This is a genomic window from Sphingobacterium sp. UBA1498, from assembly GCF_002325125.1.
Classification (GTDB): domain Bacteria; phylum Bacteroidota; class Bacteroidia; order Sphingobacteriales; family Sphingobacteriaceae; genus Sphingobacterium.
On the sequence record NZ_DCRG01000026.1, the window covers coordinates 12,801 to 33,564 of the forward strand.

At 43.3% G+C, this 20,764-nt stretch carries 22 protein-coding genes; 8 read left to right on the forward strand and 14 right to left on the reverse strand.

Annotated features, from left to right (window positions below; translation table 11 throughout):
* Positions 1 to 315 precede the first annotated feature (315 nt).
* From B3139_RS15155 to B3139_RS15170, 4 genes are read left to right on the forward strand one after another with little or no spacing between them, the layout of a single operon-like run.
* Complete coding sequence (locus tag B3139_RS15155; protein ID WP_293884443.1) at positions 316 to 690, forward strand: hypothetical protein; 375 nt, start codon at positions 316 to 318, stop codon at positions 688 to 690.
* Between the two features lie 18 nt (positions 691 to 708).
* Entirely contained in the window at positions 709 to 3,969 is a 3,261-nt protein-coding gene (locus B3139_RS15160; protein ID WP_293884444.1) for a SusC/RagA family TonB-linked outer membrane protein, read from the forward strand.
* Positions 3,970 to 3,987: 18 nt separating this feature from the next.
* Positions 3,988 to 5,385 (forward strand): RagB/SusD family nutrient uptake outer membrane protein, encoded by a 1,398-nt coding sequence (locus B3139_RS15165; protein ID WP_293884445.1) that lies wholly within the window; start codon positions 3,988 to 3,990, stop codon positions 5,383 to 5,385.
* Positions 5,386 to 5,388: 3 nt separating this feature from the next.
* Entirely contained in the window at positions 5,389 to 6,015 is a 627-nt protein-coding gene (locus B3139_RS15170; protein WP_293884446.1) for a TlpA family protein disulfide reductase, read from the forward strand.
* Here B3139_RS15170 and B3139_RS15175 read toward each other — a convergent pair.
* The 3 genes from B3139_RS15175 to B3139_RS15185 form a co-directional block, all read right to left on the reverse strand.
* On the reverse strand, positions 6,002 to 6,289 hold the full coding sequence (locus B3139_RS15175) for a hypothetical protein (protein ID WP_293884447.1): 288 nt from the start codon (positions 6,287 to 6,289) through the stop codon (positions 6,002 to 6,004). The two genes, B3139_RS15170 and B3139_RS15175, sit on opposite strands and share 14 nt — an antisense overlap.
* 162 nt (positions 6,290 to 6,451) lie before the next feature.
* Positions 6,452 to 7,006, reverse strand: a complete 555-nt coding sequence (locus B3139_RS15180; protein WP_293884448.1) for a MauE/DoxX family redox-associated membrane protein — start codon at positions 7,004 to 7,006, stop codon at positions 6,452 to 6,454.
* 212 nt (positions 7,007 to 7,218) lie between these two features.
* A complete protein-coding gene (locus tag B3139_RS15185) occupies positions 7,219 to 8,217 on the reverse strand; it encodes a helix-turn-helix domain-containing protein (protein ID WP_293884449.1) in 999 nt (332 codons plus the stop codon).
* Between the two features lie 306 nt (positions 8,218 to 8,523).
* Between B3139_RS15185 and B3139_RS15190 the strand changes: the two genes are divergently transcribed.
* Positions 8,524 to 9,555: a hypothetical protein gene (locus tag B3139_RS15190; protein ID WP_293884450.1), complete on the forward strand. Its 1,032-nt coding sequence runs from the start codon at positions 8,524 to 8,526 to the stop codon at positions 9,553 to 9,555.
* A gap of 357 nt (positions 9,556 to 9,912) precedes the next feature.
* Here B3139_RS15190 and B3139_RS15195 read toward each other — a convergent pair whose 3' ends face one another.
* The 6 genes from B3139_RS15195 to B3139_RS15220 form a co-directional block, all read right to left on the reverse strand.
* On the reverse strand, positions 9,913 to 10,848 hold the full coding sequence (locus tag B3139_RS15195; RefSeq protein ID WP_293884451.1) for a 1-phosphofructokinase family hexose kinase: 936 nt from the start codon (positions 10,846 to 10,848) through the stop codon (positions 9,913 to 9,915).
* A 282-nt stretch (positions 10,849 to 11,130) separates the two neighbouring features.
* Positions 11,131 to 12,177, reverse strand: a complete 1,047-nt coding sequence (gene arsB / locus B3139_RS15200) for an ACR3 family arsenite efflux transporter (RefSeq protein ID WP_293884452.1) — start codon at positions 12,175 to 12,177, stop codon at positions 11,131 to 11,133.
* A 4-nt stretch (positions 12,178 to 12,181) separates the two neighbouring features.
* The gene (locus tag B3139_RS15205; protein ID WP_293884612.1) at positions 12,182 to 12,796 is read right to left on the reverse strand and encodes a low molecular weight phosphatase family protein; all 615 of its coding nucleotides are present in this window, start codon (positions 12,794 to 12,796) and stop codon (positions 12,182 to 12,184) included.
* Positions 12,797 to 12,813: 17 nt separating this feature from the next.
* The gene (locus B3139_RS15210; protein WP_293884453.1) at positions 12,814 to 13,287 is read right to left on the reverse strand and encodes a DUF6428 family protein; all 474 of its coding nucleotides are present in this window, start codon (positions 13,285 to 13,287) and stop codon (positions 12,814 to 12,816) included.
* Positions 13,288 to 13,354: 67 nt separating this feature from the next.
* Positions 13,355 to 13,687: an ArsR/SmtB family transcription factor gene (locus tag B3139_RS15215; RefSeq protein ID WP_293884454.1), complete on the reverse strand. Its 333-nt coding sequence runs from the start codon at positions 13,685 to 13,687 to the stop codon at positions 13,355 to 13,357.
* A gap of 156 nt (positions 13,688 to 13,843) precedes the next feature.
* The gene (locus B3139_RS15220; RefSeq protein WP_293884455.1) at positions 13,844 to 14,410 is read right to left on the reverse strand and encodes a hypothetical protein; all 567 of its coding nucleotides are present in this window, start codon (positions 14,408 to 14,410) and stop codon (positions 13,844 to 13,846) included.
* Between the two features lie 146 nt (positions 14,411 to 14,556).
* Between B3139_RS15220 and B3139_RS15225 the strand changes: the two genes are divergently transcribed.
* Positions 14,557 to 15,132: a Crp/Fnr family transcriptional regulator gene (locus B3139_RS15225; RefSeq protein ID WP_293884456.1), complete on the forward strand. Its 576-nt coding sequence runs from the start codon at positions 14,557 to 14,559 to the stop codon at positions 15,130 to 15,132.
* A gap of 66 nt (positions 15,133 to 15,198) precedes the next feature.
* Entirely contained in the window at positions 15,199 to 15,642 is a 444-nt protein-coding gene (locus tag B3139_RS15230) for a carboxymuconolactone decarboxylase family protein (protein WP_293884457.1), read from the forward strand.
* A 232-nt stretch (positions 15,643 to 15,874) separates the two neighbouring features.
* Here the strand turns inward: B3139_RS15230 and B3139_RS15235 are convergent, their stop codons facing one another.
* From B3139_RS15235 to B3139_RS15245, 3 genes are all read right to left on the reverse strand, one after another.
* On the reverse strand, positions 15,875 to 16,627 hold the full coding sequence (locus B3139_RS15235; protein WP_293884458.1) for an SDR family oxidoreductase: 753 nt from the start codon (positions 16,625 to 16,627) through the stop codon (positions 15,875 to 15,877).
* A 133-nt stretch (positions 16,628 to 16,760) separates the two neighbouring features.
* Positions 16,761 to 17,624 (reverse strand): helix-turn-helix domain-containing protein, encoded by an 864-nt coding sequence (locus B3139_RS15240; RefSeq protein ID WP_293884459.1) that lies wholly within the window; start codon positions 17,622 to 17,624, stop codon positions 16,761 to 16,763.
* Between the two features lie 61 nt (positions 17,625 to 17,685).
* Positions 17,686 to 18,648 carry an aldo/keto reductase gene (locus B3139_RS15245; RefSeq protein WP_293884460.1) on the reverse strand — a complete coding sequence of 321 codons (963 nt, stop codon included), beginning with the start codon at positions 18,646 to 18,648 and terminating at the stop codon, positions 17,686 to 17,688.
* Positions 18,649 to 18,753: 105 nt separating this feature from the next.
* Between B3139_RS15245 and B3139_RS15250 the strand changes: the two genes are divergently transcribed.
* Positions 18,754 to 19,095 (forward strand): winged helix-turn-helix transcriptional regulator, encoded by a 342-nt coding sequence (locus B3139_RS15250; protein ID WP_293884461.1) that lies wholly within the window; start codon positions 18,754 to 18,756, stop codon positions 19,093 to 19,095.
* Between the two features lie 198 nt (positions 19,096 to 19,293).
* On the opposite strand, the gene B3139_RS15255 is transcribed toward B3139_RS15250, so the two are convergent.
* A complete protein-coding gene (locus tag B3139_RS15255; protein ID WP_293884462.1) occupies positions 19,294 to 19,848 on the reverse strand; it encodes a GNAT family N-acetyltransferase in 555 nt (184 codons plus the stop codon).
* 77 nt (positions 19,849 to 19,925) lie between these two features.
* Positions 19,926 to 20,669 carry a flavin reductase family protein gene (locus tag B3139_RS15260; RefSeq protein ID WP_293884463.1) on the reverse strand — a complete coding sequence of 248 codons (744 nt, stop codon included), beginning with the start codon at positions 20,667 to 20,669 and terminating at the stop codon, positions 19,926 to 19,928.
* Between the last annotated feature and the right edge of the window lie 95 nt (positions 20,670 to 20,764).

Here is a 20,764-nt window from a genome sequence, read left to right on the forward strand (position 1 = left end):
AAAATTCGCACCTTAAAATTAAGCAATTTTTCATTGTGTCCAAACTTTTTATCCGTAGTTTTTATTGCAAACCAATATTGTGTTAGGTCGGTACTTACTTCTTTCCGGCAGGGAGCGCCATAATGAACCCTATTTATGCCTTGAAATTGTATCTCGGCGCTTTTCGGACTTTTAATATTATTTGTCCATTTCGCATAGGTCGCATTTGATCTGTGCAATGACAAGCCTTTTGAACGTGAAAAATCGCGAAGGGGAAAGCTATGCCTTTAGCTGAGCGAGCATCAAAAGGTTTGTCGTACTCGATGAAACTAAGTTATGAACCAACAATCAAACAATCTGCTGCCTTTTGAGCTAGCATGTTATGAAATATACGACAATGGATACGATCCATTACATACCATTCGGGAGTTGTGGTCCCAACATACCATAACCGACTGTCAGGAAACCCTGTGGACACTTTTTGAAAACTATAGAAAGGGCATCGCACAGGAAGATGCTGCCGACGTAAAGCAGATGCATACCGTTTTAATGAAACTGTGCCGTGTGCTGATGGCTTATTTCCTGGTACACTTCCGCAAGATCGGTATCGATGCGGTGCCATTCACCTTTGCTGAACCTACCGACGTCATTACAGCCGATCTGGAAGCCAAACAAAGGATCCACAGTTTCTTTAACCGAATTGCAGAATAATACCTAATCCATAAGCAGATGACAAAAAGAGCCAATCTTTACGCTGCCTTATTGGATAAGGTAGTCAATATTCCAGTTATACAGATTACATTTCTTGTAATCGTGTTCCTCTTAGTTTCTATGTTTAGTTTATCAGCTCAGACGCCCCGCAAGGACAGCGGGGCCAATGGGCTTTTAACAGTGTCTGGTACTGTTGTATCCGCTTCGGATCGCAAACCAATAGCAGGGGTATCCGTCAGCATAGCCGATGAAAAGGGGCGGGCATCCTCCAAAAGTGATGGCTCCTTTACCATCGAAGTGAAAGCGAAGAATGGTAAAATACTATTTTCCCATTTGGGCTATAATGCACAGTCATTGAATTATACTGCAGGAGTATCAATCGATGTGCAATTGATACCTATGGATAATAGACTGGATGAAGTGGAGGTATTCAATACGGGTTATCAGCGTATTTCAAAGGAAAGGACGGTAGGGAGTGTCGATGTGTTGGACCAAAAGCTGATCGACAGGTCAGTTTCTTCCAACATACTGTCGCGAATAAATGGGCTTACCACTGGGCTGCAACTGCCCAAGATCAATAGTAACGAGGGCGGCAATCAGCCCGAATTTACCATCCGTGGTAAGAGTACATTATTCGCCAATTCGGAGCCACTGATCGTTGTAGATGGCTTTCCCTATGACGGTGGATTAAGTAGCCTCAATCCTGCAGATATTGCATCGATCTCTATCTTAAAGGATGCCGCTGCGGCTTCAATATGGGGGGCTCGCTCGGGCAATGGTGTTGTTGTTATCAGTACCAAACAGGGGAGTAAAGACCGACTTTCCTTGTCTGCGGAAGTGACCCAGAGCATCGCCGATAAACCTGATCTTTATTATAACAAATCCATATCGAGCAGTGACTTTATTGACGTGGAGATGTTCCTCTTTGAAAAGGGCGCTTATAATGCTCGATTGAAGACTGGCTATCAGCCGGTTTCACCAGTGGTGGAGCTATTGGATAAAATGAGGAAAGGTGAATTGGCAGAAGAATTAGGGAATGAAATGATTGATGCTTACCGCTTAAAAGACAGTCGTATACAGCGATTGAAATATTTATATAGGATCCCGCTCGAACAGCAGTATAATCTGGCGATTTCAAGACCTTTTAAGGACGGCAGTTTTTATATTTCGGGCGGTCTCAATCGAGTAGATCAGGCAACGAAATATACTCAAAATGAGCGCAAGACACTTCTGATGAAATACGATCAGCGATTTCTGAATGATCGGCTCAATTTTTCCTTTCAAACCAGTCTGACAGATACAAGAGTACAGAGTGCACAGAACAGCCCGTCGATGTATCCTTATGAAGAATTGGTCTCGGCCGATGGTTCGCCAGTCGCAGTAACAGGTGCTATGCGTAATAGCTATGTGGATACTATCGGCAATGGGAACCTGCTTGACTGGCACTATAATCCGTTGACGGATCTCGGTAAAGGGATGTCTACCAGTTCGCTGTTCAACCTACGGCTGAATGGTGGAATAGATGCCAAAATCTTACCATTCCTGACAGCCAGTGTAAAGTACCAGTATAGCAAATCCATAGGGGATGATCTTATGCGTTATGCAGAGGATTCCTATTACGTGCGAAATATGGTCAACACGTTTACACGGTATGATAACGCTACAGCTAAATATGTACAACAAATACCAGTCGGGGAAAATCGCACAATCAGTCACTTGCGTGGGACTTCGTATTTGTGGCGCGGGCAACTGGCGCTGGATAGGAAGATCAATAAAGATCATCATATAACGGCGCTAATGGCGATGGAATTGTCGGATGCTAGGAGTGAAGTGGATAAGAAGCAACTGTTTGGCTATGATCCCTCTACTGCGGCATCAGCGACAATAGACCATATCAATGCCTTGCCGCGTATCTATGGGGGTAGTCAGGTCATCAATAATGGAAATTACCAGAACTGGCATGTAGACCGTTACCGTTCGTATCTGCTAAATGCCGCCTATAGTTACAAAAGTATCTATGATGTATATGGGAGCATCCGTAGAGATGAATCTAATCTATTTGGTGTAGCAACCAACCAAAAGGGGGTGCCGCTCTGGTCGGTAGGCGGTGCTTATAATGCCAAGCGGGATTTGCTAAATTCAGTGCATTGGCTGTCTGAATTGAGGCTTCGTTCTTCCTATGGTGTACAGGGAAACGTAGACAAGACGATGTCGGCCTGGTTAACAGCAAGGTATCAGACATCTAAGAATGGTTATCAAAATTTATATGCTACAATCCTTAATCCGCCTAATCCATCGTTGCGTTGGGAAAAGACAAGGGTCACCAATATTGGCTTAGACTTAGGGATCTATAATCAGCGTATTGTGTTGCATTTTGATCATTACTGGAAAAAGGGAAATGATTTGATCGGCAATGGACCGATAGCACCGCAGACTGGACTGATCCAGTACAAAGGTAATGTTGCGGATACGGAGGTAGAGGGATTTGATCTCTCGCTGACCAGCAAAAACTTAACAGGGGCCTTCCAGTGGCAGTCGGTATTTAATTTTTCAAAAGCTAAGGATAAGGTTGTTCACTATCAGGTCAAACAGGCAAGTAATTTTAGCTATATGACCACTAATTATCTCAACCCGTATGAAGGATTTCCGCAATCGGCATTATTTAGCTTCCCTTATGCTGGGTTGGACAATGAAGGTAATCCGATAGGCTATTTGAATGGTGTGGAGAGTAAAGATTATAGTGCCATACTCAATAATAAGGAGTTGGAGAATATCCAATTCCATGGGCCCCGTATACCGCCTTTTTTCGGGTCATTTAGAAATGATTTTAGCTATGGTCGCTTGTATGGCAGTTTTAATATCATGTATCAGTTTGGTGGATATTTTAGGCGCATATCCTTAAATAATACAGACCTTTATAGTCCGACTGTGATGGGTGCTGCGATATACGATTACGATAAGCGCTGGCAACAGGCTGGGGACGAAGTGTCGACAAGTGTACCTGCGCTAATTTATCCTACAAACTCGTCGCGGAGCAATCTGTATGCTTACAGTACTGCGCTGGTTGAAAAGTCCGACATCGTCCGTCTGCAAGATATACAGATCGGTTGGCGTTTAATAGACTATTTCCGATGGATGAAGTCATTGGACCTGACTTTTGTGGTCGATAATGTAGGCATTCTCTGGCGGGCCAATAAACAGGGCTTAGATCCAAATGTATATCAATCGGCCTATCCCGTGCCAAGGCAATTCAGCCTAAGGCTAAAAACAACTTTTTAATGATTAAAAGATATTAAGATGAAAAAGCAGCTTTTTATATATGTATTGTCCATGCTATTATGCGTGGGCTGTGCAAAGTCTTTTTTGGAAGAGAAACCCGATGCGAGTATAGTAAATCCAAAGACTTTAAACGATTGCAGACGTCTTCTAGATAACGATGGTCAGTTAGTGCAGGGATTAAACTATTGGTTTCCGTCTTTGGGCCAATTGGCTTCTGACGAATATTACTATAACAAGGCGACCTGGGAGTCGACAGTATTTGTACAGGAACGGAATTCCTATATCTGGGAAGATGATATCTACGAAGGCAATCCGCAGATCAGCGAATGGAACAATTGCTACTACGCTATTTATGTATGCAATGTTGTCCTTGATGTATTGAACAATATCGAGGTTACTGCCGCGAATAGGGATGAATACAATGATATCAAAGGTACGGCATTATTTTTCAGGGCAATGTGGAATTTCGCGCTTGCCGAAACATTTTGTCTGCCTTACGATCAGAAGACTGCTGCAAGTGAAATGGGAATTCCGTTGCGCTACTCGCCGAATATAGATCAGTTGGAGAAGAGGGCATCACTTGAGGCCACATATAATAGCATCGTGAAAGATATGGAAGAGTCTGTTGGGCTGTTGCAAAACAAGATCCCTTCGACTTTTAGGAATAGACCTTGTACAGTTGCTGCCGAGGCTATGCTGGCAAGGATTTATTTGGTTATGGGTGATTTTGGAAAGGCTTTGCAATATAGTGAGAAGTCGTACAATACATACAATGTGCTATTGGATTATAATAAACTTCCGTTAGATGGTGATGCAATTTTCGATCGGAATAACGCGGAAATATTAGTAATGTGCACTCAGCAAGGGTATCTGTCAACTGCTGTGGGGAGATTTGCTCCGAATAGTTTTGTAGACTCGACCCTAATCGCACTTTATCAACCCAAAGATCTGCGTTTAAAGGCGTATTTCACATTTACCGAAGATGGAAAAGCGAACAGAAAGAATCTGTATACTACAGGGCTAAATGGAACGAATTGTTTTAATGGAGCGGCGACCGATGAGGTCTTGCTGATACTCGCGGAATGTAAAGCAAGAACTGGCGATCTTGATGGAACAAAAATATTGTTGGACAATCTCTATAAAAATCGTTTTGTTGCAGGCAACATACCAAGAGTCAATTTTAATACGAGTAATGATGCCATTCAACAGCTGTTGGATGAGCGTCGCAAGGAACTTCTTTTTCGGGGGATGCGCTGGTCGGATGTCCGTCGATTAAATGTGGAGGGTCGGAATATAAGTTTTAAAAGAATATTGGGCGATAAGGAATATATACTGCCGCCCAAAAGCTTAAAATATGCGTTTTTATTACCAATACAGGAAATACAGTTCAGTGGATTAACACAAAACAAAAGATAGTATATGAGAACAAACAACTGGAGATTATTTATGCTAGGCATATTGATCGTTTTAATATCGGTTACATTTCAAAATGTATCAGCAACAATAAAATTGAATACAACGCAGCTTGATAGCGCGATGGCTTATCCTTTTGAATTAAAAGATAGGAATGGAAAGCTTATACGCATGGCGGATTTTAAAGGTAAGGTAGTGGTAATTGATTTTTGGGTAAATCGGTGTGCACCATGTTTGGCTTTGTCAGAACCGTTAGCCAAAATAAGAAAATACTATGAATCCAATAAAGACGTCGTTTTCATTGACATCAATCTGGATGATGATGCCGATGTATGGAAAAATTGTTTAGATAATGGTGATGTTCAAAAAAATCGAACTATTTACTATACCGACTCCTTATCAATTTCTTTAAGCACAGCTCCAGAAGGTTTTTATCATCCGATCACAAGTTACTATAGCATGAAAGGAGTACCTCGGTGGATCATAATCGGCAACGAGGGGGAAATCATAGCAAGAAATCCCCCTAGGCCGTTGCCTGAAAAGAATGGGATAGAATCCGCCGGATCGCTGAGATTTAAAGCGCTTATCAACGAATATTTACTATCCCATAAAAAAAAAGCTAAGGTGCGGTAGCAAAATCACCGTTAAATTCTCCTTGACTGACAGGCTGCGGTGAGGGAGCCTGATTTTGAGGAATTGTCAATTGGTCACTCTCAATTCTCCAGAGACAGGTGTTCGGTGTCGTAGGCTGACACTCACCGCTAGTTTCGTCTACCATACGGTATTCATTGCCTACTAATTTGTAAAGATGGGAGTCTGCTTTTTTGAAGCTATTGAACCCAAAGAATGATGCGATTGCAACGGCTACAGCTACTGTAGCTTTTGCATTAAATTTGATTTGTTTCATGACATTTTTTATGAATGATAATAATTTTGTAAATGGCTCTTCTATATAAACTAAAGGAGCTAAAGGAAAACCAGTTCTTTACTTGTCTTTTGGCAGACGGGCCCTTCCACCAAACCATCCTAGGGCTTAGCTTCTGCTGTAGCGTTTAGCATAAATATGTTTTTAGGTAACGTAGTTATTAGCTCGTATCCTTATACTTTCTAATAGTAGTCCTGTTAGAGCAGACACGGCAATAATGCCATTGATCCAAAGATGGCCCTTCCAGTCAACGGGGAACTCCAGCGTGCAATCGCATGGAATAAATCCCCATCTTCTTTTTAATACAAGTGCGATATACCAAGAGAAAGCCATCATAAGTAAGATTGTCAGCAAGAATCCGTAACGCCTAGTCTTTTCGAAAATTAAGAGCATGCCTGTACCAAGTTGCATTAATGGTAGGAGGTACGACAATACAACTCCATAATTATCTTCGAACGGCTGATCTAGCATAGCTTGTCGAAACGCAGTATAGTCAAAAACCTTTCTTGAGCCGACAACAATCCACAGGATTAAGAGCAAGTAAGTAATGGATTGTACCACAAACGCGCGGGGATGATTTTTACCAAAATAGATCAGTTCAAAAAATTTTGCTTTTAAAAGCGCCAATGCTACCCAGTGCCCTCTTCCCCGGTTTGGTGCCGGAGCTGTTTGCTCAATATGATTATTAACTTTATCCATTGTATTAACGATTTACTTTCTGTATATACTTATTTCTACTCTACATTGGCAGTTTTGTTATATGCTAATCCACTACCATCCCGTCAACCATCTTATACCAAAGTTCGACAGTAAAAAGCAAGTGGGATATACAGAATCTGGACTCTTGTATATACAGAATGTGGGTAATGGATGCCAATAGCCATAAAAATGTAGAATAGGGGCGTGTCAAATCATTGGTTATTGCGCTTAAAATATGCCGTTGGTGTCATGCCCGTTTGATTTTTAAAAAAGCGGACAAAGCTGCTGGGCGATGTGTAGCCGAGTTCATAGGCAATTTCGTCGGTGTGCATGCCATCCGCTATATACTTCTTGGCAAGGCGTACCATAAACGCTATTTTCAGCTCCTGGGGACTCTTTCCGTAATAGCTATGGATGAGCTGATGCAGATAGTCTTTACTGATTCCAAACCGGTAAGCAATATCTTCCAGTTTAAAATCCTGGCCTTGCGCTGCCACAGCCTGTTTGATGGCTGAATAGGCTGCTTTGGACTGTGCTTGCGATTGCGATATCTTCTCATACTCTTCAAAAATCTTTTCCTTCGATAGCTGGATCAGTTTCTTGATCGCCCAGAGGATATTGACCTCGCTATCCAGGTCGCCTTTTTTGATTTTTGCCGCAATGGACTTCATCAATGAAATGGTTCGGGGGCCCACACGAAAATCAATGCTGCAGCAGGATCGCTTGTCTCCATTTCGATAGGCATCGACCAGGTGATGCAAGAACTGGAAGGGGCGCTCGTTGCCATCCCGGAAAATACTGCCGCGGAAATAAAAGTTGACAAGCGTACAGCTGCCTGCAGGAATGTATATTTCATAATCGCCTCTGGTTAAGTAGAAATAACGACCGCGATTGCAAGCGATGCTGTAACTGGTCTGCTGGCCGATATCTTTGATCTGAATTGCAGAGTCGTCACTCAAAACATAGATGATGTGCATATCGGAGCGCTTTACCCTTACCGGGATGACGATATCGCTTGATACCGCAACATCCAGCAGGTTGATGTAGCCGAGCAGCCCATCAAACTCCTGCAGGCAGGCTTGGCCAGAGGGTTGTCGGTAGTGGCTGATCTTTCCATTGGATAGTGCTATTTGTGGCTGAATAGTCGATTCAGCAAGCGGACAGGACGCGCCAAAGACAGATTCAAGATGGAGATGTAATGCTTTTTTCATTCGCTTTAGGCGTATAAGTTTCCCCCGGCCAGGATTGCGGGATGATCATGGGGAGTGATTTTTCGATAAGGTCCAATTGCTTTCCTACTGTTTTAAATTTTTATTTATCTGATTACTATTTAGTATAAATATGGCGTTTATTTGGTCACGGATGCAAGTGTAGTGTCCTAACCTCCGCTATTTTGGAGGATAATTTTCCTTTTAAGCGCCGTAAATCAGTTTTTAGTAAATTTTATTTAGTAAATTGGGTGATTAAATAATAACATAATAACAACCTAAACCAATTAAGGGAATTTGAATGAGCTTATGAAGGGATTAAAACTAATTGCGCTGAGCCTGCTTATCGCCGTGCTTTTTAATTTGATCGGAACGAACGAAATCGGGCTAAAGCCTTTTTGGCCGCCCATGTCTTGGACCTATGTATTCCAGTTTGCCCTATCCATCCTCTTGCCTGTGCTGTTTACGCAGGCGCTCCTAAAAGTTTTTTGGACCCATTGGCAGAAGCAATATCCCGATCTGAAACTGCTCGATAACGGCAAGATCAACACCAAGAGTTTGCCCCGTACTAAGCGCATCAGCGCGATTCTATATACCGCCGCAGGGAGTATATCCATGCACCTGGGTTGCATGTATGTGTTGTTTGATCGCATCGACGGTCAGGATAAGCTGTTAAGCATCTATTGCTTGTATTATTTGCCCTGGGTGAGTACGGGGTTGGTCGCCAATGCAATCGTTGTTTTCTGTAAAGGCAGGCTATGGTGGCTAACGTCGGAAAACGTAATGGTCTTATTTGAAAAGGAGATTATGGCGCAGCATCGCCTTGTTGAAAATAACAGCGAAAGCGCAGCGCGCCCGCAACTGCCGACGGTGTCGGATGCGTATATCGTACCCGGTTTTCTTTTTGATGTGCTGTATCATAGCAGCCCCTTCAATATCGAAAACTTGCAAAAAGATGCGGTACGGATGTTTGATGTACCCTTCTATTTTTCGCATAAAAGAAAAAAAGAACTCATTCTGATCGACGGCAGCCGAGTGGACGGAAGTCATTTTGTGCAGGAGCTGGAACAGCTGGGGCTCGACAAATGGTACTTCCGTATCAGTAAAACGTGCCGGGTGAATATGATGCTCGTGCGTTATCCGGTGGATCCGTATGCGACGCATCTCGAGTTTAGAAAAGAGGTCTTCGATTATCTGCATACAAAGATGTCGGAACTGGAAATCACGAGCCTACTGCTCGTCACCGAATGGATGCGTAAAGAAAAAAAACTAAAGGATTTTATCGATAACCTTCATACACTGCGGCATGAGAACTGGGATCGCCTTATACCGCTAAACTGATGTATCCCGCAATTGTAAACTGCGATAGACCAAGCGCGGCAGACAGCCATTGCCCAACTTTCTTGGCACTTTCTCCCGACCAACTCCTGCCTTTACAATAATCTTGCTCGTATTGGGCTCAGCTTTTCCTCGGAATAAATTCGAGCAGCGCCCGATGCCGTCCCGATGAAATCCCGATGAAAGCTGGGAGTTGATAGGGAATTGATTGCGTGTTGACTTTGCAATGCTATCAATTTTTTTGTGTTAGAAAACTCAACGTTGAGACAAATTCGGACTGTAATCGGTTAGGTTTCCGATGCTCTTCGGTCAGCTGTAAGTCTTTAGGTGATTTGCTTTTTGTTCTTGATTTAGAGTTTTTTATCTTTTTCCAATTTCCGAAAACAACCGATCGACATCTTTCTTGGCAAACAGTCCCGTTCCCTCTGCCATTGTGGTCGCCGAGCCGCAGGCGATGCCCATCTGAAGGACATGCTCCAGATCTCCCTGTTGAGCCAATACAGACACCATGCCGGCGACCATACTGTCACCAGCGCCCACAGTACTGCGTACTTTTACCAGTGGGGAAGGCAGCTGAATTCGTTCTGTTTCTGAATACAAGATAGCGCCCTGTGCACCTAGCGAGACCACGATCAGCGTTGCTTTACCCTCCGATATGAGCTGCTGGGCTGCCATGTCCAGATCAGAATGCCCCAATTCCTCTTTCCCTACAAGCGCAGCAAGCTCCCCGGCATTCGGTTTGATTAAAAAGACACCTTCCTCCAATGCAACGTGGAGTGAATCGCCAGAGGTATCGACAATTATTTTACTGCCCTTGGTTTTGTACGTATGGATCAGTGACCGTAAAAACTCGGGCGGTACACCAGCCGGCATACTACCGCTGATAACGACAAAATCCGGAATATACTTCAGTTCCGCAATTGAGGCCATGATCCCCTCGAGCTCGTTGGATTCAACGTGTTCTCCTGGAAAGCCGAATCGATATTGCTGATTGGTTGAACGGTCAACCACAATAAAATTTTCGCGGGTTTCGCCATTTACCCGGATAGGATCGACGGCAATATCTTCGAGCTTCAATAAGCCTTCGAGCAAGCTGCCAGTCTTTCCACCAGATGTAAAAAGGGCAGTAGAAGCCAGGCCGAGTCTCTTCAAAGCCCGCGATACGTTAATTCCGCCGCCACCTGGTTGGTATATCGGTTGTTCACAGCGCAATTTCTTTTCGGGAACGATATGCTGTACGCTGCTACTCTTGTCTACGGATGGATTCAGGGTGATTGTTAAAATAGATTTTGCCATTTTTTTACGTTATAATTGCGATTCAGAGATAAAATAGTTCATTGTCGAAATGCACTAGCCGATAATTTAAATAAAGCTACTGATTATTGTTGATAGTGTGCGGCCTTATCCACCGAACTTAAAACGAGCAGCTGACGTAAGCCGGATCTTCATCAAGACACCTTCATCATCCGTCAAAGGAACCTTGCAGATTCTAGGGAGGTAGTTGAAAGCACACGAAAATGCCAACCGCAAAAAAAAGCCATGCGTGGGCATGGCTCAATGATACAAGTGGTCGTCAGCTTAAACAGTGGATGGGGAAGTGAAATACTTCCTCCGGAACCAAAAAGCCAGATTAACCAGTGCGATCAAGGCAGGAACTTCAACCAATGGGCCAATCACGCCGACAAAAGCCTGTCCGCTATTTATGCCAAATACGCCGATGGCAACAGCTATAGCCAATTCAAAGTTATTTCCCGCGGCAGTAAAAGCAATTGCCGTACTCTGCGAATAATCTGCGCCAACTTTCTTGCCAGCGATAAAGCTAACAACAAACATCAACGCAAAGTAAATCACCAACGGAACAGCAATGCGCAGTACGTCGAAAGGAAGCTGGAGGATCATTTCCCCTTTAAGGCTGAACATGACGACAATGGTGAACAGCAAAGCAATCAGTGTAACCGGAGAGATAAACGGAATAAAACGTTCCTGAAACCAGTTTTCACCTTTTAATGCAATGAGTCCATACCTACTGAGGATTCCAGCAAGGAAAGGAATACCCAGATATATGCCGACGCTTTTTGCAATCTCCCGAATTGAAATATCAACAGAGAGCCCAGACACGCCAAACAGCGGAGGCAATACAGTAATGAATAGATAAGCGTAAAGACTGTACAGCAGTACCTGAAAAATACTGTTGAGCGCAATCAGACCAGCAGCATATTCCCTGTTTCCATCAGCAAGCTCGTTCCAGACAACAACCATTGCAATACACCGGGCCAGCCCGATCAGTATCAGTCCTGTCATATACTCCGGATAACCGTTCAGGAAAAGGAGGGCCAAAACAAACATCAATACCGGACCGATCACCCAGTTCAGCACCAGCGAGGTGCCCAGCACCTTAACATTTCGGAAAACCTTTCCAATATGTTCATAGCGTACTTTGGCCAATGGCGGATACATCATCAGGATCAGACCGACTGCCAGCGGAATATTCGTTGTTCCGCTGTTGTAACTGTTTACCCAGGTGGAGAAGGAGGGAAAGAAATTCCCGAGCAAGATTCCAGCGGCCATCGCCAAAAAAATCCATAGTGTAAGGTACCGGTCAAGAAATTTAAGTTTCGACTGCATGGGCCTAGAGTTTAATGGTATGGAAAACATAGAACAGCGCTGTTGCGATCTGAAGACTCCGCTGTTCGTAAACCTGAGTCTGCTGCGGCGTTCCGTCTGATACCTTGGGATCTTCAAAAGTTAGGGGGATGCGCTTTTCTGCTCCGGCAATAAAAGGACAGCCACCGTCCGCCTGGGAGCAGGTCATAATTGCCGCAAAATCAGTTGAAGGGTTAAACGGACTGTCATACTTTTTTGAAAATCCGATCATGGGTACCGCATTGTCGCTGCTCTTTATAGCATATACCGGATTATTGCTGTCGGCAATCTTTAAGATCTGAAAGCCCTGGGCTGTCAATGTTTTTGCAACCTTTGGGAACAGCGCCGTTTCTTCTGTACCACCGGAGTAGCAACAGACATTCGGTATCTTGAAATAAGTGGCGGCAGTTTGCGCCCACACCTGAGCTAAATGGCTCCGGCGCGAGTTGTGGGTGCAGATAAAGTTCAGGTTTACAGGTCGCCCTGCAGTGACCTTCTGCTGGATATAATCTATCAGGAGCTGTAAGGAGGCTTTGCGTTCTTCATCAGCGAACTGTTCCCATCCCAACTTTCCGATCGTATCTGATAATGTAGGATACATCATGCGAGTTTAATGGTTTAGCAGCATCCCGAACCCGGCGTGCAGCTGGATGATTGATTAACAGATAGCTCAATAAGATTCTTTTTTTGTTTTTCAACTGGAATACCACAGGCATCCTCCGCAAGACAAGCAGTTGTGCGGCTTTTTAAAACAAAAGTCTTCCCATTGAAATCAAGTCCATATTTACCAATGGTATCGCGCTGATATTCTACTTCGATCTCTGCATCTTCCATTCCCAACTTTTCTTCCGAAAGGTTAATAATGTGGAGCAGCTTGGCGGGTTTCAGGCGGTGCTCATGATCATCGGCATTCCAAAGCTGAAAGTTTACCGTTTTCTCCTGACGTATAACACCGCCACAGTCAATAAAATTTTTTGTGATCTGGCCCACTTCGGTGACGTGGAAGTGCTCGGGAACAAATGCTCCGTTATCCAATTGGAATTCAACATTTTCCAATGTTGGGAGGATTGCTTTGATTTCTGATAGTCTCATGGTATTGAATTTAAATTAGTATAATTATATATTGCAATATTACGATATCGATGGGTAAAAAAAAGCGCTACGGACAGCAGCTCTTTACTTTTACCTCCTGGTTGAAGAAAGCATTGAAATTGCGCTGCACCGACTTCCACACCGCTTCGTCAATACAATAACAGACAGACTTTCCTTCAATAGTCCCCTGAATAATACCCGTACTTTTAAGTTCCTTTAAATGCTGTGAAATGGTTGCCTGGGCGAGTCCCAGTTCATCCACAAGATCATTGCAAATACAGGCTTTTTTATCGATAATGTACTGAAGTATGGCGATCCTTGCAGGGTGGCCCAATACTTTGAATGCCGAAGCCACTTTATTCTGCTCGTCTGTAAAAATCTCTGTCTTGGTAAGTCCCATAGTGAAGCTTATTTAATATTGCAATATTACGATATTAATAATTAAGATACAAATGGAAATAAAAAATGTCAGCTTAATTAGTTCTTAGTTGCTGAACAGATTGACTAGCACAGCGCAATTTCTTTTCGGGAACGATAGGTTGTACACGGCTACTGATTATTCCTGTTGGTACATGAGGTCTTTGCTGAGGCAGTGCTCTTCCCAAGGTATTTCTATAAGCCGGCTATGTGCATTTTGTGGAATGATACGCTTTGCTGTTGGCAGGTAAAAATGGGTTTTATTTCCGTTTCGCAGGGTGTCGCGTAATTCGGGGATCTTTTTGAGGTTGCGCTGCAAAGCTGCAAAAAATGCTTTTGCGGATTTGTCGGCATGCTTCATAATTTGCCGTAAGTGAATGATTTCTCTTGTCCGGTCTGTTTCATAACCGCCGCTTCCTGCAAGGGTATATTCGGCTACAGGCGAATCGTAAAAGATGCCGGAGCTTGTAATAGCTTCCTGATCGGAAAAGGGATAGGTGGACAGGAAAAATCCATGATAATCCGCTGATGCTATGCTTTTCAAAAATGCCGACTCATTTTCTTGGCTATATTTGATGTATTTCCGCTTGCCCGATTTGCGGTTTATCGTCTCAATATAAGCATGCGCACCATGTTTTTCCATCGTTTGGCCACAATACTGAAAAAACAGCTCTGCAGGTATGGCAATCCAAAAGTATTCGCTCATTTTCTTTTCTGTATTTAAATTCACTCGTATAGGATGTTCGAGTTCTAAGTAGCAAAGTCCGCGCCTGATTATACTTGGAGGTTGACGTGGTTATTTATTTTTTATTATCTTAACTGAACGAAAGATAAAGAAACAGACTTAAAATAATGCTTGAACAATTTAAAAAACACCTGGATAAATTTATAAAAATTTCCGATGATGAATTTGTCGATATAACCAACTATTTTGAGCTGCAGAAGTTAAAGAAGAAAGAAAATTTAATGACTGAAGGGCAGGTCTGCAAAGCCAATTATTTTGTGCTGGATGGAATTCTGCGAAAATTTTTCATTAACGAAAAGGGTGTACAGCAGACAACAGAATTTGCGATTGAAAACTGGTGGATGACAGACACCTTCTCTTATATAAATCAGACCGCCACAGAGTTTTACATTCAGGCTGTACATCCAACGGAAGTCCTGGTCATCCGCCAGCAAGCCTATGATGAACTGCTCGAGAAGCACCCGGTCTTGGAAAAGTATTTTCGCATGGTGTACCAAAAAGCGTATGCCGCAGCACAGATGCGTATCAAGTTTCTTTATGAATATTCCAGGGAGGAGCTATACCGTCAATTTCTCAAAAACCAGCCTGCATTCCTTCAGCGTGTACCTCAATATCTCGTGGCTTCCTACCTAGGCTTTACACCCGAGTATCTCAGCGAAATCCGAAAAAAAAATTTTTCTTAAACCCGTTTAAGTTTTTCAGGTTCTCCATTTTCCAATTTTGTAGTAGCAAAACAAAAAATAAGAAACATGGAAAAACGAATCAACATCAGCACAACAGAACCGCAGGCATTCAAAGCAATGTTGGGATTGGAAGGTTATCTTTCAAAAATTGAGATCGCGCAAACGCTTAAAGAGCTCGTCAAAATACGTGCATCACAGATCAACAACTGTGCGTATTGTATCAGCATGCACACCAAGGATGCCATTAAAAACGGTGAAAGAGCCGAGCGTATCTTTTTGTTGAGTGCCTGGAGGGAAGCTACCAGATTTTTTACCGAAGAGGAGCAGACCATACTGGCAATGACAGAGGAAATAACCCTTATCCACCAGCAGGGATTAAGTGAAGAAACCTACAGCAAGGCGACGCAATTTTTTACTGAAAATCAGATTGCTCAGATCATTATGCTCATCGTGACCATCAATGGATGGAATCGGATTGCCTTGAGTACGCATCTGAAAATAGAAGATTAAGGATCAGGAATACAGGGATCTATAGCAATAAATCAGAAGTATTTCTTTAGATCCCTTTATTTGACATTTTTTAAATTAAAAGACGACAAGAAAAACTACCGCATGAAACCAGGCGACTATTGTATCGCCCGTAAAAATCGTTTGGTGCGTTAGACTAAATATATTATTGCCGGCATAATCATAAATGCAGGTCGACGCCGACCTGCATTTAAGGGTAAAAGAAGTAGGGGACTTAATGTGATGCAGTATGCAGTGCCCAGTCCTCAAAATAGATTTTACCGGCATGGTATGTTCCAGCAGGTACAAGCAACGATCTTGGAACGACAAGATGCATGTACTTGCTATCCTCATCAGAAACAACCTTTAGAGGCTTTCCGGCTATCACTATATATTTTGCAACAAAATCATCCATATGGGCCCTTGTAGGCCCCGCAATCTCTACGGTACCGTTTTTCGGTTCTTCGAGTGCAAACTGTACAATGTAATCGGTGACATCTTCGAGGGCAATGGGCTGGTAGTCGATCTTCGAAACGAATACCTCGTCTCCCTGCCCCTGAACGGAAATGATGGCATCGGTATGCTCATAAAACTGTGTCGAACGAATAATGGTATAGGGTATTCCAGAACTTTTGATGTTGTCTTCCTGATATTTCTTGGCGCGAAGATAGCCGATCTGCGGCGCATTGTCCGTTCCGACAATGGAAAGTACGAGGTGATGCCGGATGTTTGCAGCCTGCTCCGCTTTTAATAGATGCTTGCCCGCGGTCTGAAAAAAGTGGATGGCATTTTCTTCTTCGGGAGAAGAGGAGTTAGATAGATCGATCACGATCGCTGTGTTTTCCAGTGCCTGTGTAAGACCTTCGCCTGTCATAAGATCCACACCATGTGTAGGCGAACCGATGACCACTTGGTGACCCAGGTTTGCCAGCTTTTTTGTGACCAGTCTTCCAGTAAGACCTGTACCACCGATGACTAAAATTTTCATATCTGAACGATTTAAATTTAAAACTTATCTGTAGGACAAAATTGGTCAAAAATTGAACCCAGGTAAACTGACAAACAAAGGTAAAAGGTGGACAAAAAAAGAAGCCGTGTCGGAGTTGAAAGGACTGGGTTGCCTAAGTCAGGTCTGGATTGGGGCGTAGTGCCTTTCTGTAATCGCCTGGCGACCGTCCGGCTTTTTTCGTGAAAAGCCGGATAAAGTATTTGGTGTCTTTGTAGCCCAGCTGCACCGAAATTTCCTTGATGCTCAATGGTGAATAATAGAGCAGGCGCTGTGCTTCGCTTAGTATTTCCTTTTGGATCAGTGCCGATGCGGATAAGCCCGTCACATTTTTTACGATATCATTGAGGTAGGCCACGGAAATATTTAACTTTTCGGCATAATCAGAGGGGCGTTTAAGACTGCGGTAATCGCTCCTGACAAGATTCCTGAAGGCGTTGGTTATACCGATAATCCGAGGGCTATGACTTAGGGACCCAACTACTTTGCGCTGTTGGCAAATTACCGCCTGTGTTATAAAAGCTGAAAGCAAGGGTTGCTGCACGTCCTGATGTACAATATTGTTTATGCTGTGCAAATTTATTAACGAATCGAGCACGGACGTAAACCATTGTTGCTCGGGCGCTGCGAGTGACACTATAATGGTTTCATGTAAAGATGCATCAAGGACGTCTTTTGCCGTCCTCGTGATATGACGGCCTTCGAACGAAATGTAATAGCCCGATGCCCCTAATGTGCCGGTAATCTGATGCACCTGGTGCGGCGGACAGATAAAAAGCGTTGCGGCGGGCATGGTAAGCGGTTCAAAATCAAATTGGACTTCCAGCGGTCCGGCTTCAACAAGCATGCAGGTATAGTGGTCGTGCCGATGGGGATTCAGCGCTTTGAGGATGCCCGGCGTGGAGCCATCCCAAATTCCAACAGCAATACTGCTGCTGGAATCCATGCTGTTCACTAAAATAGAATCACTTTTCGACATGCGGCGCTTTTTAAATTCAAATGTAGTGCATATACTTTAAAAATTACTATCTATTACAAAATCAACCACGAACCGTTTTCAGCAGATCGTGCTGATACCCGAGGCTAACTGAGCTTAAAGCATCCAGTTTGGTCAGCTCATCAGCTGTCAAATTAATTTCAGCCGCTTTGATACTTTGCTCAAATTGATTGATATTGCGTGCCCCCAGTAAAGGGAATGCCTCTTTTGATAAATTCCAGGCAAATGCAATCTGACCGGGAGTTGCTTCATGTTTTTTTCCCATTGATACCAATTCATCAATGATCTGTTTGGTTTTTTCGTCTTCCGAATATTCAGCAATAGAAGAATGGTTGATGCGCCCGGCTTCTCCCTTTCTGTATTTTGCGGTGAGCAGTCCGCCAGCCAGTGGCGAGTACATCATCAGACCCAAACCAAATTCCGTTGCCATCGGGATAAGTTCGCGGTCTGCAGTACGTTGCAATAGGTTATATTCAATCTGTAAAGCAGTGATTTTTGTTTTAGATGCAATGGACGATGCCTTCCATGCTGGGAAATTACTGAGCCCCGCATAAACTATTTTCCCTTCGCTGACCAGATCTTGGAGACCCAAAGCTATTTCTTCCAATGGAGTTACACCATCATCATAATGAGGCATATAAATATCTATGTAGTCCGTCTTAAGCCTTTTTAGACTTTGTTCAACAGCCTGTCGCATAGATTTACGGTTATTTCCAAAATTACTGATTGCAGGGTTGGGATCACTACTCCGGGTATATTTTGAACAGATAATAAAATTACTTCGCTGCCCCTTTAGATAGTTGCCTACGATTTCTTCTGCCTCTCCAAATTGATAGACATCCGATATATCGATAAAATTACCACCTGCATCTGCATAAGCTGTTAAAATCTTCTTTGATTCTTCGGGGTCGGCTCCGTAGCCTTTTCTTGTTCCAAAGTTGGCTGCTCCCAAAATTATTTCACTGGCATGTAGTCCTGTATTTGATCCAAATAACTTGTATTTCATATTTTTATATTTACTTTGTCGCAAAGTTAAGGGCATAAAGTACGCGTGTCAATTATGGATAAATTTATCTATACCCACTTTATACCTTCGTAAAATATAGCAGCTATGTACGAAAAAAAGCTTCCGGTTAATTTAGATTGTGGTTTACATCTGTTTCTACAGGTGGTTCAAGGAAAATGGAAAATAAACCTGCTATGGGCCATTCATTCAGGTATCAAGCGTCCGGGTGAGCTGCAGCGAAAAATTCCTAATGCTACCCGCCGTGTACTGGATGCGCAGCTTGGCCAATTGATCGAACATGGATTAATCAATAAAATCGTATTTGATCAGCATCTGCTGAAAGTAGAATATGAACTGACTAGGGTGGGTGAAAGCCTTATACCGGTCATCGAGATAACAGCCAAATGGGGTGAGGATCACAGAAATGAATTGGAAAAGATTTTATGAAAAATCCATGTTCGATTGGAGTTGCGCCTTTTCTGGGACCCGAGCTTTTTTACCATGTATAATTGAGCTTTTTTACCAAGTTGAATGAGTAGGATATCGCTAATGGCTGGAACCGTATTGCCTTGAGTACGCATCTGCAAATAGAAGATTAAACATCAGTAGTACAGGGAGCTGTAGCAATAATCAAGAAGTATTTCTTTAGCTCCCTTTATTTAATTTAGAATAGACCACGGTATCAAGAAACTTGCCGTTATAAAATTCATTTTCTTTAAAATAAGCTTCTTTTACAAAACCGCATTTTTCGAGTACGGCGCATGAAGCTATATTTTCGGGATCGACTAACGCTTCGATGGAGTGAAGTCCCATCGCCTCAAAGCCGTAGTGGACGACTGCCGCAATCGCTTCAGTGATATAGCCCTTCCCCTGAAATTCCGGGAGCAACATATAGCCAATCTCTGCACGATAATGCTCAGGCTTAATGTGGTAGAAGCCTATTGTGCCAATCATGGTAGGGTCACCCTTGACGGTGATCATCCAATTGATCATTTCATTGGCTGCAATTTTTTCATCCGTCAGCCGCAGAAACTCGGCGATCTCGTCTAGTGAAGTGGCCGGCGGGCGTGGGATGTATTTCATAATCTGCTCGTCAGCGCGTAAGCGATAGAGCTGCTGTATATCTGTTGCATCTGCCCGTCTCAGGGTTAACCTGTTGGTGTGTAACTCGGCAACTGTGGAGAAATCTAGTGTTAACATGGCCTGTATAGTTTGTTGTCGATTAAATTAGGACGTGTATTTTTTAATAGAACTGCACTGAAGCGCTGCGTCAGTGGCTAAGGCTTTGCATAGGGGAGTCTTTCAATGCGCGTTGTGGTATGGTAGCTGTCAAGTCCGCTGGTGGTTACTGAACCGGCTTCTTCGATATCAATATAGCCATCTTCCTTGACATACGTATCCGGCACCAGCACCGTTGTAATCTGCCCAATGACCAAGGTCGTACCGTTTAGCTCAATGGCTGTTTGCTGCACAAAATTACAGGCAAATTTAAGTGTACTTTCGCGCACAAAAGGAGCGGGGATGTTTTCCAGGTATTCGGGGGTGAGCCCAACCTGTTCAAATTCGCTCACGCCTTTTGGATACTTGGCGCTGCACTGGTGCGCCTGTTGTACGAATGCAGGTGAAACATGATTAATGGTATAACACTGCTGTTCCAGAATATTATCCAATGTACTGCTAAAAGGAGTGGCCGGCCGAAGGATAATACCACAAAGTGCAGGATCTGCGCCCAGGTGGAATAAGCTACTGAACGTAGCTAAATTTTCACTTCCGTCGCTGTTGTTGGTGCCGATCAGTACCAGGCTTTTAAACCCGCCCAGTGAATTGATAAAGTTGGCCCTGTATCTTCTTTCAAATGCAGCAATGGCGTCTTTAGTATAAATCATCGTGTCTAAATGCTTATGTTCAATTTTCAGCGACCCTGTGTAACAGCCTCCTGCACAGGAAGCTACAGAAAGCTGATATGATATACGAATAGTGCTTTCTGGCGCTAACAGGTTATCACCGTTAAATTGATGCATAAATATACTACAAACATCGATTGCAACATCATGTTTACAAAAACTTTTGCTATGGCAATGTTACATTCGCGTAGTACGTCATTGTTTATATTTGT

Coding starts and splice junctions, on each gene's coding strand:
- B3139_RS15185 (WP_293884449.1), bottom strand. CDS start 8,217: ATGAAAAAAGCATTACATCTCCATCTTGAATCTGTCTTTGGCGCGTCC.
- B3139_RS15175 (WP_293884447.1), bottom strand. CDS start 6,289: ATGAAACAAATCAAATTTAATGCAAAAGCTACAGTAGCTGTAGCCGTT.
- B3139_RS15250 (WP_293884461.1), top strand. CDS start 18,754: ATGTACGAAAAAAAGCTTCCGGTTAATTTAGATTGTGGTTTACATCTG.
- B3139_RS15235 (WP_293884458.1), bottom strand. CDS start 16,627: ATGAAAATTTTAGTCATCGGTGGTACAGGTCTTACTGGAAGACTGGTC.
- B3139_RS15190 (WP_293884450.1), top strand. CDS start 8,524: ATGAAGGGATTAAAACTAATTGCGCTGAGCCTGCTTATCGCCGTGCTT.
- B3139_RS15195 (WP_293884451.1), bottom strand. CDS start 10,848: ATGGCAAAATCTATTTTAACAATCACCCTGAATCCATCCGTAGACAAG.
- B3139_RS15260 (WP_293884463.1), bottom strand. CDS start 20,669: ATGCATCAATTTAACGGTGATAACCTGTTAGCGCCAGAAAGCACTATT.
- B3139_RS15205 (WP_293884612.1), bottom strand. CDS start 12,796: ATGTATCCTACATTATCAGATACGATCGGAAAGTTGGGATGGGAACAG.
- B3139_RS15155 (WP_293884443.1), top strand. CDS start 316: ATGAACCAACAATCAAACAATCTGCTGCCTTTTGAGCTAGCATGTTAT.
- B3139_RS15230 (WP_293884457.1), top strand. CDS start 15,199: ATGGAAAAACGAATCAACATCAGCACAACAGAACCGCAGGCATTCAAA.
- B3139_RS15215 (WP_293884454.1), bottom strand. CDS start 13,687: ATGGGACTTACCAAGACAGAGATTTTTACAGACGAGCAGAATAAAGTG.
- B3139_RS15220 (WP_293884455.1), bottom strand. CDS start 14,410: ATGAGCGAATACTTTTGGATTGCCATACCTGCAGAGCTGTTTTTTCAG.
- B3139_RS15210 (WP_293884453.1), bottom strand. CDS start 13,287: ATGAGACTATCAGAAATCAAAGCAATCCTCCCAACATTGGAAAATGTT.
- B3139_RS15165 (WP_293884445.1), top strand. CDS start 3,988: ATGAAAAAGCAGCTTTTTATATATGTATTGTCCATGCTATTATGCGTG.
- B3139_RS15180 (WP_293884448.1), bottom strand. CDS start 7,006: ATGGATAAAGTTAATAATCATATTGAGCAAACAGCTCCGGCACCAAAC.
- B3139_RS15170 (WP_293884446.1), top strand. CDS start 5,389: ATGAGAACAAACAACTGGAGATTATTTATGCTAGGCATATTGATCGTT.
- B3139_RS15245 (WP_293884460.1), bottom strand. CDS start 18,648: ATGAAATACAAGTTATTTGGATCAAATACAGGACTACATGCCAGTGAA.
- B3139_RS15255 (WP_293884462.1), bottom strand. CDS start 19,848: ATGTTAACACTAGATTTCTCCACAGTTGCCGAGTTACACACCAACAGG.
- B3139_RS15160 (WP_293884444.1), top strand. CDS start 709: ATGACAAAAAGAGCCAATCTTTACGCTGCCTTATTGGATAAGGTAGTC.
- B3139_RS15225 (WP_293884456.1), top strand. CDS start 14,557: ATGCTTGAACAATTTAAAAAACACCTGGATAAATTTATAAAAATTTCC.
- B3139_RS15240 (WP_293884459.1), bottom strand. CDS start 17,624: ATGTCGAAAAGTGATTCTATTTTAGTGAACAGCATGGATTCCAGCAGC.
- arsB (WP_293884452.1), bottom strand. CDS start 12,177: ATGCAGTCGAAACTTAAATTTCTTGACCGGTACCTTACACTATGGATT.